We start from the raw sequence: 14264 nt of genomic DNA, 5'->3' as shown, positions 1-14264 counted from the left end.
GGTTATCCTGCTGATTGCACCTATCACGCGAAAAAGCAATCGGAACCTCATTCCCGCTCCGGCAGGAGCGACCCCCTCTTCACTGGGAAGCCGCCTATATTAGTGTCCTTTTAACCCATGTTCTCCAGCTTTCAACCCTGTTATGCGAACATACATGTGCCCCAAAACACTTATGGAAACACACCGTAACCGTTGTGGAGAAGCTGGGTTGCCGCCGGCGTGGCGGACGCATCGGCTGCAGCCGGATAGCGGAAGTGGGGCGAAGTGGAAGGCAACGGAGCGCGCAGGAAAGATCGGCCGGCGGTATCGCGACGTTTTTTCTATTTTAAAATCGGCGCCCTGAGGCTCGGCATCGCCACCACCAGGATCAGTGTTTGGCGCTATCTGAATCTGGGGATGAAAATACGAAATGAAGCTGGCCGGACTTGATCGCAGCGCGCTCGATCAGAGCCTTATGCTCTTCCCGCATCGCCCGCGAACGCTCCCTGAAGGCCCGCGATTGGGCGAGCACAGCCTGAGTCCGTTCAGTAATTTCATCGATATGGCGCATCGCTGACCTCAAAAGTTTGCCGCACGATCTACGATCACGTTGAACCGGGACGGAGAAGCCCTAGCGGGCACGTCAGTCACCACGGCACATGTCGCATTGGATGTTCATGTTATGTTCTTGTTTGAGGAAGATGTCAAGAACGCCGGAACGTCTGGTCAATCTGAATGCGGCTTGTCTCAGGATCGCAAACCGGAACGTCCGCGCAATCCTAAGACGGCGAACACATCAAGAGCTCGATCGCGGGGTGCAGCTTCTTCAGGTTTGGAAGTGACTTTGATTGCCATGGAAACTCTGAGGTTCCGCGCACCGTCAGATGGACATTGGGCCTGTTGCGCGCTTCGATGGTGAGCTTGGCAAGCAGGTTGATCCCGGACGAATTGAGAAACTGCAGTCCCGTCAGGTCTATGATGACGCGCTCGGGCTCGGCCTCAAGAACGCTCATGACAAGGGCGAAAATCGGGGCATAAGCCTCCGCACCCGGCAGGCGCATGGTCCCATCGAAGTAGACTTCCTTGTCTTCTGACCAAACGCGATACTCTTCTTCCTTGATTTCCATATTCTTGTCTGCCTATCAGTTCGAGATGTCGGGGACCGCGATGGACGCATAAGTTTCCAGCGGGATTTTGCTATCGTGTTCCCTGGAACCAAAAACCCAGGCAAAGTGAGCACCATAGTCGCTCATCAGTGTGAGAAGTCCAAGCCCTGAGTCACTCATGCTCGCGCTCGTCGCATTCGCTTCGATCCGCTCTATGAGGAGCTCGCCGGGATCCCCGGTTGTGATTTCTGAAAGCAAATGCTGGAATCGCTGCGCCGTTGCTCTGTCGATGAAATTGGAAACCTTTGTCCGAAAGGTGTTGGCCTCGATCGAGGCTTCCACGAGAATTTCACCACCCCTGCGGAATTTTACGGCATTTTCTATGAGCTCGTTGGTCAGGTAGCCAACGTTGTGGCGCACCTCTCGGTGAAGGCTGCGGGACGCGCGGTAGCGCAAGGCGACGAACTCCGCGACAAAATCCGAAGTGATGGCGCAGTGCTTGAAGCTGAGATCCAGCGGCCCTTCGAACAGGCGAAGTCGGGCGACGTTTTCGCCTGCCCCGATTGTCAGGTCTGCCAGTCCATACAAGGTCGTCATCATCATTCACCTGTGTCTCATGACTACGAGAGTGATATCGTCGTGGATCTTCTGCGTGCCGATATGCGCCATGAGATCCTTGATGATCCCCAATTTGACGTCTTCAGCGCTTCGCCCGTATAGCAGACGCGCGCTCTCGCAAAGCCTCTCTATGCCAAAAAGCTCCCCGTCCCCGTTCTCCGCCTCCGTGACCCCGTCGGTGTGGAGAATGACCATATCACCGTGGCTGAACGAGATTTCCCGTGTCGCCACGAACGCCGAGATATCTGGTTCCAAGCCAATGGGTAAACCGAGATCAAGGGTGTCGATCCGCTCCACCTCGCCGAAATTGCGAACCACGATCAGTTCCTCGTGCTGGCCCGAAAGCGTCAGGCGGTCTCCCTCGTAATCAAGGAATGCTAGGGAAAGATGCTTGTTGGTGCTGGTTCTGACGAGATTCTTGTAGATGGCGCGGTTGACGGAATTGAGGAATTGCGACGGGTCCATGTCGCCCGCTTCCTGCAGAGCGCGTGCAACCGATTGAACCATCAGCATCAACACGCCGCTCTCCAGGCCATGCCCCGTGACATCGCCGATCCCGATTTTCAGCCGGTGTCCGTCTCTCAACACATCATAATAGTCGCCGCCGACTTCGTCGGCGGGCCGCATGTAGGCGGCAATCTCCATATCCGTGATTTCCTCGAGTTCGCCAATCTTGGGCAGAACCATCATCTGGATCCGGCGGGCGACCGCCAGTTCTGCGCCGAGGCGCAAATTCTCGCTGCGCAACTGCGTGTTCAATTCCGAGATCTGCAGGTTCGCCTCTTCTATCTCCTGCGTGCGATCCTCTACCAGCTGTTCCAAATTCTCAGTATGAAAACTGATCTGCTCGGCCATGCGATTGAATGCGGCGCCGGCCTCGCCGACCTCATCGCGGGTCGGGATATCGACCCTGACGGAATAATCCTTGGCCTGGATGCGCTTGGCTGCACCGGCAAGGGCACTGATGCCGCCGGTTATACGCTTGGATATGGCGAACACAGCCCCAATCACGAAAAGCAGAGATACGAGCAGCGCCAGGATCTGATAGATCAGGATCCTGTTCGTAGCCTCTGAAATTTTCGCCTGTGCGGCAAACAAAGCGGCATAGATCTCGCGCTCGGGGACGACGATGCCAAGCGACATGGTTTCGCTCCGAACGGGACCGGATACCCACAGGTTTGTCGGCTGCAACTGCTTCAAGACGACGAGATAGGGTACTTTCTCGCCGTTTTCGTCAAGCATTATATGTTGCAGCAACCCGTTCTGATCCAGTGGCAATTGTGCGATCTGCGGCTGTGCGCTGTTGCGCAAAGAACGGTTGAGACCTGTCACGCCTTGGCTGTTGGCAGCGCTCGATGCCCGAAGGCCAATCACCTTCTCTCCGACCGGGTTGATGGCGACAACATTGCCATCTGACATCGTCAGGAAGCCGAAGCCGTGATCGGCCACTTTGACGTTCTCGACGATTTCGGCCAACTGATCGAGCGTGATATCCGCTCCGGCGGCACCTGCCATGTTCTTGCGATCACGAGACAACAGCGGCTGAAAGAAACTGACGATGAGCTTGCCGGTGATCGCGTCTGTGTATGGCGCAGTTTGGGTAATGTCGTCGTTTACCGGACGTAGGCCCGGATCCTGGACCCACTCTTGCCACGACTCGTAAAGACCCGGGAAGAAGAATGTCCAGAAGTCTGCCTCGTTATGACCCGGATAGAGCTTGTCGAAAGTCTGAGCTTGATCCGTATAGGGTGCCGTCCTGAAGATTGGCCGCTCCCTCGGACCGATATAATACATCTGCAGCTTTGACTGACCGTTTGCCAGCAGGCTCGGAGCAACGAGGTCCAGGACCGCACTGTTTTCAATGTCCGCCTGGACTTTGGGAAGCGGTCGGTGACTTGAATCGAGAAGATAGCCCCAGACGCTGACGACGGACAAAGGTCCGGGCCGGTTCTGGGCCCATCGCCCCTTCGCATCGTAGGTGACTGTCACCGCGTTGGGCGCGCTGCGGGCCATCGCCTCGCCAATCTGGCTCTCTCTCACCGGCCGGTCGATTTGCGCCTGCAGGACGCCGGCCAAAGTACCGACATCGGAATGGACCTGATCCAGTAGCAGATTGACGCGGGCGGCTGTCGTTTCCGCGTAGGAGCGGATGTAGTCCTGATTGGCCCGCTCCAAACCCTGTCCCACCTCTGCCGTGGCATCACGGGAGAGCCTCTGGACGTTCCAGAGCGCAAGGCCGCCACTGACGAGCAGATCGAACAGCACGGCGCCTCCAACGACAAGGACGAACTTGGCGCGGAATGAGCGCAGACCAAGACGGGGCGTGTGGGGCAGCGGCGGGTTCATAGAGGTTTACGTCCAGATCCCACCCAGATCGGCCAGCCGGCATAGCCTTTGGGATGGAGCGCAGCGAAGATATGGTCCTGGAAGCCTTGGCGGAAGCGCTGGATGAATTCAGGAGAATCGCCACGCTTGACGGCCATTTCGCCGGCGTAGACATTTTCCCAGGCAGCGATAACGTCGGCGAAGTCCTGCGGATCCCCGTCGAGATTGGTGACCATGAACGACTCCACGACAATGTCGTCGAAGCCGGCGTCGGCGAGATACCGGCGGCTTTTGGGCCCCAGTTCCACGTCCATCTCGAAATGGCTGAACAGCTTCGCGACCTCGCTATATGTCCACTGAATGGTCTGTGATCGGGGTTCGCCGAGGCAATGCGAGTTTTTCTCGTTGGTTACGTACACCCGCCCTCCAGGCTTGCAAATCCTGTAAAGTTCCGCCAGAAGCACGTCTGGCCGGTTGAATATCTGCAGCGAATGGCGGCAGCTTACGAAGTCGAACTGGTTGTCCTCGAGCAACATTTCGGCTGCGTCGCCATAGGTATATTCGATACCGGAGATGCCGAAACCGGCTGCCACCTCGCGCGCATACGCAAGACTTGCCTTCGAATGGTCAAGCGCGACAATCCGCGCCGGCTGAAACTCCTTTTGTACAAGCACGGCGAAATCGCCGATGCCGCAGCAGATGTCCGCCATCGCGATTCCCGGGCGCATGCCGTGACGGGGAAGGATTGCACGCTCGTGACGCCATGTCATCTTGGTTTGCGTGCGCAGTATCGGAATGAAGCTCGTATTCTCCACGAAGTCCTGCCCAGGGTAGAATGTGGAATCGTAGACCTCGACCGTAATCTGCGGCTCGATCTTGTGCAAATGCGCGAACATCCGGGTGGTCCAGCCGACGACGCTCGAAGTGAGGATCACGAAGCGAAGATCCGGCCTCGCCTGGCAGGCGTCGAGAACCACCCGCACAAAAGCGTGAAAAGCCGTGTTGTTCATCTGAACAAGGCGCTTCACATTGATGTAGAGAACACCTCGCACCTCGTCGATCGCCTCCTTGAGTATCGATATGCTCACTGCGACCTCGTCGATCGAACGCGGACGGACGACGCCGGTCAGAGAAAACTCTTGGCTGTTGGCGTCAAATTCTGCCTTGAAGGGTGCGGAAACGCGTGCCGAGCTCAACTCACAATTCCTTCAAGAGGCAAGTCCACAACGAGGGTTATCGACGAGGCAACACTGTCTTCCAGGTGAATCCGGGCATCGAAGTTGATCGCGAGATCCAGAAGAGCGGCATCCCGGCTTGGTACCAAGTCCGTCAAAATGGAATCGAGATAGCGCGCGAGCGCGTCCTCCCGGCGTGTGTTCGACACAGCTTCGCTAAAAAAATGCCTGTGGCGGGGAGGGCATGGGAACGTGAGTTTCACCCGTTCCGTCGGACCATGCCGATAGATGGCACAGCCGATCTGGCCGTCGGGCGAGCCGCCGCGAAACAAGACCTCCAATAGCTCGTTGAGCGCCGATGAGAAGAAGTTCGAGTGGCGAACGGGATCCGCCCGGTTGTGACTGATCATCCGGGCCACGAAGGTCGACAGCTGATCGCAGTGCAGCCAGTCCGAAAGGAACGTTCCCATCTCCATCTCAAGCTGAAGCAAGGGCTCGAAGGCTGCTTCCGTGGGTTCTTTTCTGGCTACATCCATACCACCACCTTCTCCACGAGCAGAATTCTGTCACGGCGTCGTTAGACTCTCCGCACCGATTTGTCACCCGCTCGAACGCGCGGTCCGCATCTGAACGCTGCGACGGGCCCGTTTTAACTCTCGTACCTCGCGCCACCGAGGCGTACGACAGAGCGCGAAAAGCCCTGCTACAAGAAAACCAATGACGCCTGGCGGAGGAACGCACCTATCGCTCCTGAGGACATCGGAATTCCCAAGAAATATCCCTGCAACTGATCGCATCCCTCCTTCTGGAGCCAAGTCATCTGACCTCGCGTCTCCACCCCTTCGGCGGTGACGCGCATTCCCAAGCCATGTGCGAGAGCGATTATAAATCGGACGATCGTCTGGCTTTTCTCGTCGTTCTCGAGATCCTTGATGAAATACTTGTCGATCTTGATCGTGTCGAAGGGGAAGTTCTTGAGATAGCTCAAAGAAGAATAATAAGTTCCAAAGTCATCGAGCGAAATCTGAACGCCGAGGACATTCAACGTATTGAGCGTATCTAGATTGTTTATCGTTCGCTCCAGCAGCACGGATTCGGTGATTTCGAGCTCGAGCCGATCGGCGCGCAGACCGACCGCATCGAGTGTCTGGGCGACCCGATCCGTCAACCCTTCACGCAAAAATTCCGCCGGAGAAAGATTGACGGCGACCGTGCAATGGGCGGGCCAGGTCGTCGCCGTTCGACACGCCTGCTCCAACACCCATTGCCCGATTTCGCTCATCAGGCCGTCGGATTCGGCCATGGGAATGAAGACGCTCGGCGGGATCAGGCCCACGATGGGATGGCGCCATCGCAAGAGCGTTTCAAAGCCGACAATCGAAAATGGGGGTCTCACGAGAGGCTGGTACTCAACGAAGAACTGCCCCTCTTGAAGGGCGGTCCGCAAGCTGCGGCGCAACATTTCGCGCTGCTCCAGGACGATGAGCATCGAGCGGCTGAACGTCCTTGCGCGACCGCGGCCATCCGTCTTTGCCGCGTAGAGCGCAATGTCGGCGGCCTTCATCAAGTGCTCTATCTCGTTTCCGTCCCCAGGGGCGAAGGCAATCCCCACGCTCGCTCCGACGAAGACATTGATGCCCTCGACCGTGAACGGCTCCTGGAAGGCGTTGACGAGCGCATCTGCCAGCCGCTCTGCCTCGCCAGGCTGGTCGATTTTCCACTGGATGACTGCAAATTCGTCGCCTGCCAGCCGATAGGCAAACGCGTGCTCCCCAAGCACGCCCCTTATTCGTTCGGCCGCCATTTTCAGAACGGCATCACCAGCGCCGTGGCCCAGCGTGTCATTGATCGGCTTGAAATCATCAAGATCTATTTGCATGAGGGCCAGCTTCGCCCCGATTGGTACAGGCAGGGCGCCCCGTAAGTGGTCGCTGAATTGACGCCGGTTTGGCAATCCTGTCAGAACATCATGGGTTGCCTGGTGAAGAAGAAGCGCGCGGTCGTTGTCACTTTGATGGGAAGTCTCACGATGGGTGGCGCTGCTTTCCGTTTCGATGACCCCGATGCCGCGAGTCGTGCGAAAGATGAGGAGGATGCGACGATCTTTCGTTGTTGCATCGGCAATTTCAACGCTCCGCGGCACGCCGCTTGCGATCACGAATTCAACAGCGGATTTGGGTTTTGGGGCCAGGAGCTCGGGATAGACGTGCCACAAGGTTGCATCGACCAGAGAATCGACAACGTATGTCTTGCTGTGCCTTGGCGAGCAGTCGATGAGGTGAAAGCTTTCGTCGTAGAGCGAGACAAGTTCGTCCGATTGCGTGAAGGAATAACGTTCGACCGACGATGAAGCAGACAACGTCGTATCAGCGTCCTGCATTGCGTCTCCCCTCTGTTGCGTGCCATCCGAGTCGTGCTTGCGCTAATCCATCTGCGATTGCATCCATTCAGGCGCCTTACTGTCGTTCCAACCTGCCAGTTAATTCAGAACTATCGCGGAAAGTGTCCTCGTCAATGCCGCTCGACCGCGAAGAGATACGTAGCCCCGCTGTCGTCAGAGAGGCGGTCCTCGGGAGATGCCGACTCGGGCCCGCGTTTCCCGCGCATTGTTTTTAACATCTGCTACCAAAACACGCAATTTTGAGCATTGGTCAACATAGATGATCGGCGGCGGTGGGCGCTGAGATACTTGCGAATGAAAATAGGCGTCTCCCTTCAGCCGGAACTCAGGGGCATATGGCGCCAGGGGCACATACTCTTCGTGCTCCTTTGAAGGGCTTGTCCGCGGAATCTGTGTGAGGCAATCCCGTTGCCGGCCGGGCAGTTTCTTCCGACGTGGAAGCGGCGTGGTATGCGGCCCATATGGCGAGCCCACTCAAAATTGCGCACATCGCAATGTAGACGTAGAGAATGCGCACGGCGCTGCCTTTGGCTTATCTGCCTCATGCGGTACTATGGCCAGATGTATGGCAGAACGCCAGTTTATTCCCCACAATCACGCGACATCTGCGGCGCTCTCCGGGCGAGTATGGATTGACGTCCTCGGACAACCCGATCTGCTACACCCTTGAAGGCACGCATCTTATTTTTTCCGGTTAGCATCCCCCTCCCGTGCTTTTTTAATGTGGCTCAACCCCCGGTTCCGATGTGTCATCGACCTTCATCCAGGTGAGCGACCATTCATCCTTGCCGCCTTCGTTGTGGACATAGCGGCCGCGTCCGCCGCGTTGATCGCGCCACGCTGCTTTGATGACCCATTCCGGCGGGGCAATTCCCGGCAGCTTCAGTATTTGCAGAACGTCGTGCAGCTCCGGGAGGGTGGTGACCCTGCGAACGGCCCGCCGGCCGTGCGTTTTTATCGTCCAGGCATAATGCGCCATGGCGACGTCGTGGTCGATTTTCATCGTATCCTCCTTTTTGTTCTAGAACATAAGGAGACGCTAATTTGTTCCGTCGCGCGCGCGTCAATGCGGGCTCCGCGGTTCACCCCGCGAGTTCGATTTGCGGGTTGGAGCTAGCCGCGGATCAACAGCTTTGCCATCGCGATGAGAACAGACGCGAATAACAGCAAGCAAATGGTACCGATTATTGTTATTTATAGTTAGAAAACTGGTGCTGCTAGGGGTATCCGAACTGGCTTACTTCGCTATAGCGAGTAATAGCCGCGTCGCATCTTCAAGAAATGTTTCTAATATCGCCGGGTTGTACGCCCCGTGGACCGCAGTAGGCTTGATAACTTCGGCCAAACAAGTGGTGCTCTTCCCGAGAGTTCTTGACAGTAAGGCGCGATGTTGTCCCCGGATTGACCTCGCTTCCGACCAAGGCTCTGAACTCAGCCGGAGTGGAGTTCGTCGCAGGCAGGGTGGCGCGGTTTAGACGCTGGCTCATAACTTCCCGAACGCCACGCCTCTCCAACCCCAGCCGGCTTGATGAGCGGCGTCAATTAGGGGCGTCTTTATTTCAGCGGTATCGAAGTGATATTCGTAAACCTTGCCGTAGGACAAATCTTCCTTGAAGGCGAAGGCCGTTCCGAAGCTTTTTTCCCACTTTCGACCGCGAAACGCATCAGCGCTCAACGCAAGCGTGGGCACGCCGGCGCGCCATTCGACGGACCATTCCTGATCGACGGCGCGGACTTCGCAATTGGAAGCATCGAATTTCATCAACACCTTGAACACCTTTTGCAGCCCGGCTTTGGCAAATAGTTCGTACCAGCGGGCATCAACGATCTTCCATTCAGCGACGAGATCGACGCCTTCCGGCTTGCCGTCACGAACGATGAACGGCGCAGTCTTTCTATTGATAGCGAGAAGATCATTGCGAAGCTTTGCCGTCGATTGGCGGTCCACGCCCTTCGGCGCCGGGTTATATCCTATCAGCCAGTCGAACAATTTCACGGCAGGTTTCCTCGATCAGGGGCACTGTGGACAATCTCTACAGTGAGACACATTAAAAAATCGAGATCGTGGCCCATCAGGTTCAACTGGTTGCCAGGCTCGCTACGAGAACAGATGAGAACAAAGTGCATGGCTTTTGCACGGTTCAGCCGTGCAATTCATGGAATCTTCCGCGCATTCATGCGGGGCTTCTTCGTCGCTGCTGGTTCCGCATCACGTATTAAAAGTTAAGAGAAAACTGGTGCTGCTAGAGAGATTTGAACTCTCGGCCTCTCCCTTACCAAGGGAGTGCTCTACCCCTGAGCTATAGCAGCATCGTGCGGCGGATCAGTGTTGTCCGGCGCGAGCGAGGGCCTATTGCCATAGCTTGTTGCGAAGCGCAAGCCGCAAATCTCATATTTCGTGGGACAGGTTGGGAGAAACAGCGGCAACGCTTCCCGGCCATGCGGATTTGCGGTATTTCAGCGCTCATGCAAGATGAAGACGATCAGAAACGGAAGAACGATACCAGGCCGCAGGGATCAGGCAAGGGGGAGCGCGGCCAGGAGGCGCGGCGGCAGGCGGAGGCGCGCCGCGAGCGGGCGGCAAAGACGTTGCGGGAAAACCTGTTGCGGCGCAAGCAGCAGGGGCGGGCGCGGCGTGCTGGCGATGCCGATGAAACATCCGGGCTTCCTGCCGCAAAATCGGACGAATCGACGGAATAATCGGCCTTCATCACCATCGATCGGGTTCGGATGCGGATCCGCATGGAAGGCAGGGTTATTCTTTCAGGTCCGGCGTGCCGGATCCACGGCTGCGCGGGCGAGATCTATATGTCAGCGTGCAGATGTCGGTTTTCATCCATCCGGATGCGCTTCGCCGTCATCGTTTCAATTTGCTTCTCATTTCACGGCACTTCCTTTATGGAGGCGCCAATCTCTAAAGAACGGAATGTCAGGAAAGGCGGGCGGCGCCCGTAAGGTACCCTATGGATCGCATCAGAATTACCGGCGGCAATGAACTTCGCGGGATCATCCCGATTTCCGGCGCCAAGAACGCCGCTTTGCCGCTGATGATCGCCTCGCTTTTGACGGATGACACGCTGACGCTAGAGAATGTTCCGCATCTTGCCGATGTCGAGCAACTGATCCGCATCCTCGGCAATCATGGCGCTGACATCTCCGTCAATGGCCGCCGCGAGCGCCAGAGTGAAGGCTATTCGCGGACGATCCATTTTACCTCGCGCAACATCGTCGATACGACTGCGCCTTATGAGCTGGTTTCGAAGATGCGCGCCAGCTTCTGGGTAATCGGCCCGCTTCTGGCGCGTGAGGGCAAGGCACGGGTTTCGCTGCCGGGCGGCTGCGCCATCGGCACGCGGCCGGTCGACCTGTTCATCGAGGGCCTGGCGGCGCTGGGCGCCACGATCGAGATCGATAGCGGCTACATCAACGCGACGGCGCCGAAGGGCGGCCTGATCGGTGCGCGCTATGTCTTCCCGAAGGTCTCGGTCGGCGCCACCCACGTGATGATGATGGCAGCGACGCTTGCCAATGGCACGACCACGATCGGCAACGCCGCGCGCGAGCCGGAAGTGGCCGATCTTGCCCGCTGCCTCAACGCCATGGGCGCGAAAATCACCGGTGCCGGCACATCGACGATCACCATCGAGGGTGTCACCTCGCTGTCGGGTGCGCGCCACCGCGTCCTGCCGGATCGCATCGAGACCGGCACTTATGCCATGGCAGTTGCCATGACCGGCGGCGATGTCGTGCTTGAAGGCACGAACGCCAAGCTGCTCGATACAGCACTTGAAGCCATCCGCCGCGCCGGTGCCGAAATCTCCGAAACCGAGACGGGCCTTCGCATCGTGCGCAATGGCGGCGGCATCAAGCCCGTCGACGTCGTGACCGATCCCTTCCCGGGCTTCCCGACCGATCTGCAGGCGCAGTTCATGGGCCTGATGACCAAGTCGAGCGGCATTTCGCATATCACCGAGACCATCTTCGAAAACCGCTTCATGCACGTGCAGGAACTGGCGCGTCTCGGCGCGAAAATCTCGCTGTCGGGCCAGACCGCCAAGATCGAGGGTGTCGAGCGCCTGAAGGGTGCACCGGTCATGGCGACCGATCTGCGCGCCTCCGTGTCCCTGGTCATTGCCGGCCTGGTGGCCGAAGGCGAGACCATGGTGTCGCGCGTCTACCACCTCGATCGCGGTTTCGAACGGCTGGAAGAAAAGCTCAATCGCTGCGGCGCCAAGGTCGAGCGCGTGAGCGACTGATCGACCGCTTGCGACGCCACTTGCTGTTGCGGATTCGATAGCGGCATCTTATCTCCTTTGTCATGACTGACCCGCCTTTGGCGACAGGTGAAGGGATGGATGGCATGGACGCATTGAAGCTGATGGGGCTGGATCAGGAAGACCTCGCGATCGTTTCGGCCCATGTGCAGGACGCGGTCTTCAAGGTATCGGGTCTCGCCTATGCGCGACGCTCACGCCAGCTGTCGCTCGTGATCAACCGTTTTGTCTGGGAAACGGCGGAAGGGCGCGGCAAATCCTTCGAGCGCTGCCGCAGCGTGCTTCTTTTCAAGCGCGTCAACGCCGTCCGCTCGATCGGGTTTGATCGCCGGGATGGCGAACAGGTGCTGTTGCTGCTGGCTATCCAGTTCAGGCAGAACGGCGAGGGGCCGGATGGAACCGTCGAATTCGTCCTCGCCGGCGGCGCCTCGGTCACGCTCGATGTGGAATGTATCGAGGTTCAGCTTGCAGATACCGGCGGCGCATGGGAAACCGGTTTCATGCCGCGCCATCCGGCCGGAGCCTGATCTCCTGCCCGCCGGCCGCTTATAGTCGCACGCTTCTTTAGACCATCATCGAGGATTTTCTCCATTGGCCATCCGCCTTGATTATCTCACGCCCGGCTTCGAAGAACAGTTCGCCGCCTTTCTGACGACCAAGCGGGAAGTCTCGGACGACGTGAATGCGACTGTGCGGGCGATCATCGATGACGTGCGCCTTCGCGGCGATGCGGCGCTGGCCGATTATACGCGGAAATTCGACGGCCTCGATTTCACAGTGACCGGCATGGCCGTCACCCCGCAAGAGATCGACGCGGCGATCGAGATGGTTCCCTCCGAGGTTCTGGGCGCGCTGAAGGTCGCTGCGGTTCGCATCGAGGCGCATCACATCCGGCAACGGCCGAAGGACGATATCTACGAGGATTCGATGGGCGTCGGCCTCGGCTCGCGGTGGACGGCGATCGATGCCGTCGGCCTCTACGTGCCGGGCGGTACGGCGAGCTATCCAAGCTCGGTGCTGATGAATGCGCTGCCGGCCAGGGTTGCCGGTGTCGAGCGTATCGTCATGGTCGTGCCCGCCAATGGCGGCGTCATCAATCCGGCGGTGCTGGCCGCCGCCCGCATGGCCGGCGTCGAGGAAATCTACCGGATCGGCGGCGCCCAGGCGATCGCCGCCCTTGCCTATGGCACCAAGACCATTGCGCCGGTCGCCAAGATCATGGGGCCAGGTAACGCTTATGTCGCGGCCGCCAAGCGCCAGGTCTTCGGAACTGTCGGCATCGACATGATCGCCGGCCCATCCGAAGTGCTCATTATTGCCGACCGTGACAACGATCCGGACTGGATTGCCGCTGACATTCTGGCGCAGGCAGAGCATGACGTCGGCGCCCAGTCGATCCTGATCACCGATGACGCGCCCCTTGCCGCGGCTGTCGAGGCGGCCGTCGAGCGCCAGCTTCGCACGTTGCCGCGCGGCGAGACCGCAAGCGCCAGCTGGCGTGATTTCGGCGCGGTCATCCTCGTGCCTGATCTCGACGTGGCGGTGCCGCTCGCCAATCGCGTCGCCGCCGAGCATCTGGAACTTGCGCTCGCCGATGCCGACGCGATGATCCCGAAAATCCGCAATGCCGGCGCCATCTTCGTCGGCCGCCATACGCCGGAAGTGATCGGCGATTATGTCGGCGGCTCCAACCATGTGCTGCCAACGGCGCGTTCCGCCCGGTTCTCCTCCGGCCTCGGCGTGCTCGACTATATGAAGCGCACATCGATCCTGCGCCTCGGTTCCGATCAGTTGCGTGACCTTGGGCCCGCAGCGATTGCGCTTGCGCGCGCCGAAGGTTTGGAAGCGCATGCGCGCTCGGTCGCCATCCGCCTCAATCTCGGGGGCGAGGGATGACGGGCAGTCACCGCCTCTGCGATGTCGTGCTGGATGAGACCATCGGCCGCTCGACGCCCGACGTCGAACACGAGCGGGCGGTTGCGATCTTCGATCTGATCGAGGAGAATTTTTTCGAGCCGGCCGGCCATGCCGGAGGCCCCTACCGGCTCAACCTGTCGCTGATCGATTCCAAACTGGTCTTTGTGATCACCACCGAGACAGGCACTGGCGTAGCGACCCATATCCTGTCTCTGACGCCGTTCCGCCGGATCGTGAAGGACTATTTCATGATCTGCGAAAGTTACTACCAGGCGATCCGCTCCTCGACGCCAAGCCAGATCGAGGCAATCGACATGGGGCGTCGCGGCATTCACAATGAAGGCTCGCAGACGCTGATGGACAGGTTGTCGGGCAAGATCAAGCTGGATTTCGACACCGCACGGCGCCTGTTCACGCTCGTCTGCGTGCTCTATTGGCGGGGATAGCCGTGGCGGTCGCAGCGTCCCCC

14 protein-coding genes and 1 tRNA gene are annotated in these 14264 nt (G+C 58.6%); 5 read left to right on the top strand and 10 right to left on the bottom strand.

What is annotated here, in order from left to right; genetic code table 11:
• Positions 1-367: 367 nt before the first annotated feature.
• The 10 genes from ACSQ2Z_RS19135 to ACSQ2Z_RS19090 all read right to left on the bottom strand — a co-directional run bounded on the left by ACSQ2Z_RS19135 (position 368) and on the right by ACSQ2Z_RS19090 (position 9914).
• Complete coding sequence (locus tag ACSQ2Z_RS19135; protein WP_436082657.1) at positions 368-550, bottom strand: hypothetical protein; 183 nt, start codon at positions 548-550, stop codon at positions 368-370.
• A gap of 208 nt (positions 551-758) precedes the next feature.
• On the bottom strand, positions 759-1106 hold the full coding sequence (locus ACSQ2Z_RS19130) for a slr1659 superfamily regulator (RefSeq protein WP_436082656.1): 348 nt from the start codon (positions 1104-1106) through the stop codon (positions 759-761).
• A 15-nt stretch (positions 1107-1121) separates the two neighbouring features.
• On the bottom strand, positions 1122-1682 hold the full coding sequence (locus ACSQ2Z_RS19125) for a slr1658 superfamily regulator (protein WP_436083127.1): 561 nt from the start codon (positions 1680-1682) through the stop codon (positions 1122-1124).
• A 6-nt stretch (positions 1683-1688) separates the two neighbouring features.
• Positions 1689-4049: a SpoIIE family protein phosphatase gene (locus tag ACSQ2Z_RS19120; RefSeq protein ID WP_436082655.1), complete on the bottom strand. Its 2361-nt coding sequence runs from the start codon at positions 4047-4049 to the stop codon at positions 1689-1691.
• Positions 4046-5224 (bottom strand): methyltransferase domain-containing protein, encoded by a 1179-nt coding sequence (locus ACSQ2Z_RS19115; protein WP_436082654.1) that lies wholly within the window; start codon positions 5222-5224, stop codon positions 4046-4048. Before ACSQ2Z_RS19115 ends, ACSQ2Z_RS19120 begins: the two co-directional genes overlap by 4 nt.
• Entirely contained in the window at positions 5221-5739 is a 519-nt protein-coding gene (locus tag ACSQ2Z_RS19110) for a ubiquinone biosynthesis methyltransferase UbiE (protein WP_436082653.1), read from the bottom strand. Before ACSQ2Z_RS19110 ends, ACSQ2Z_RS19115 begins: the two co-directional genes overlap by 4 nt.
• Positions 5740-5906: 167 nt before the next feature.
• On the bottom strand, positions 5907-7583 hold the full coding sequence (locus ACSQ2Z_RS19105) for a putative bifunctional diguanylate cyclase/phosphodiesterase (protein WP_436082652.1): 1677 nt from the start codon (positions 7581-7583) through the stop codon (positions 5907-5909).
• Positions 7584-8322: 739 nt separating this feature from the next.
• Complete coding sequence (locus ACSQ2Z_RS19100) at positions 8323-8607, bottom strand: hypothetical protein (RefSeq protein WP_436082651.1); 285 nt, start codon at positions 8605-8607, stop codon at positions 8323-8325.
• Positions 8608-9087: 480 nt separating this feature from the next.
• Positions 9088-9600, bottom strand: a complete 513-nt coding sequence (locus ACSQ2Z_RS19095; RefSeq protein WP_436082650.1) for a hypothetical protein — start codon at positions 9598-9600, stop codon at positions 9088-9090.
• Positions 9601-9839: 239 nt separating this feature from the next.
• Positions 9840-9914, bottom strand: a tRNA-Thr gene (locus ACSQ2Z_RS19090).
• 156 nt (positions 9915-10070) lie between these two features.
• Between ACSQ2Z_RS19090 and ACSQ2Z_RS19085 the strand changes: the two genes are divergently transcribed.
• From ACSQ2Z_RS19085 to ACSQ2Z_RS19065, 5 genes are all read left to right on the top strand, one after another.
• A complete protein-coding gene (locus ACSQ2Z_RS19085; protein WP_436082649.1) occupies positions 10071-10304 on the top strand; it encodes a hypothetical protein in 234 nt (77 codons plus the stop codon).
• 263 nt (positions 10305-10567) lie between these two features.
• Positions 10568-11860, top strand: a complete 1293-nt coding sequence (murA, locus tag ACSQ2Z_RS19080) for a UDP-N-acetylglucosamine 1-carboxyvinyltransferase (RefSeq protein WP_436082648.1) — start codon at positions 10568-10570, stop codon at positions 11858-11860.
• A 104-nt stretch (positions 11861-11964) separates the two neighbouring features.
• Positions 11965-12405: a DUF2948 family protein gene (locus ACSQ2Z_RS19075; RefSeq protein ID WP_436082647.1), complete on the top strand. Its 441-nt coding sequence runs from the start codon at positions 11965-11967 to the stop codon at positions 12403-12405.
• 64 nt (positions 12406-12469) lie between these two features.
• Entirely contained in the window at positions 12470-13774 is a 1305-nt protein-coding gene (hisD, locus tag ACSQ2Z_RS19070; RefSeq protein ID WP_436082646.1) for a histidinol dehydrogenase, read from the top strand.
• The gene (locus ACSQ2Z_RS19065) at positions 13771-14241 is read left to right on the top strand and encodes a UPF0262 family protein (protein ID WP_436082645.1); all 471 of its coding nucleotides are present in this window, start codon (positions 13771-13773) and stop codon (positions 14239-14241) included. The genes hisD and ACSQ2Z_RS19065 overlap by 4 nt, the downstream gene beginning before the upstream one ends.
• The last annotated feature ends 23 nt before the right edge of the window (positions 14242-14264 follow it).

This window comes from Pararhizobium sp. LjRoot235, from assembly GCF_964254145.1.
Taxonomy (GTDB): domain Bacteria; phylum Pseudomonadota; class Alphaproteobacteria; order Rhizobiales; family Rhizobiaceae; genus Pararhizobium.
Note: the sequence above shows the minus strand (reverse complement) of the source record. Positions and strands in the feature narration are given on the sequence as shown.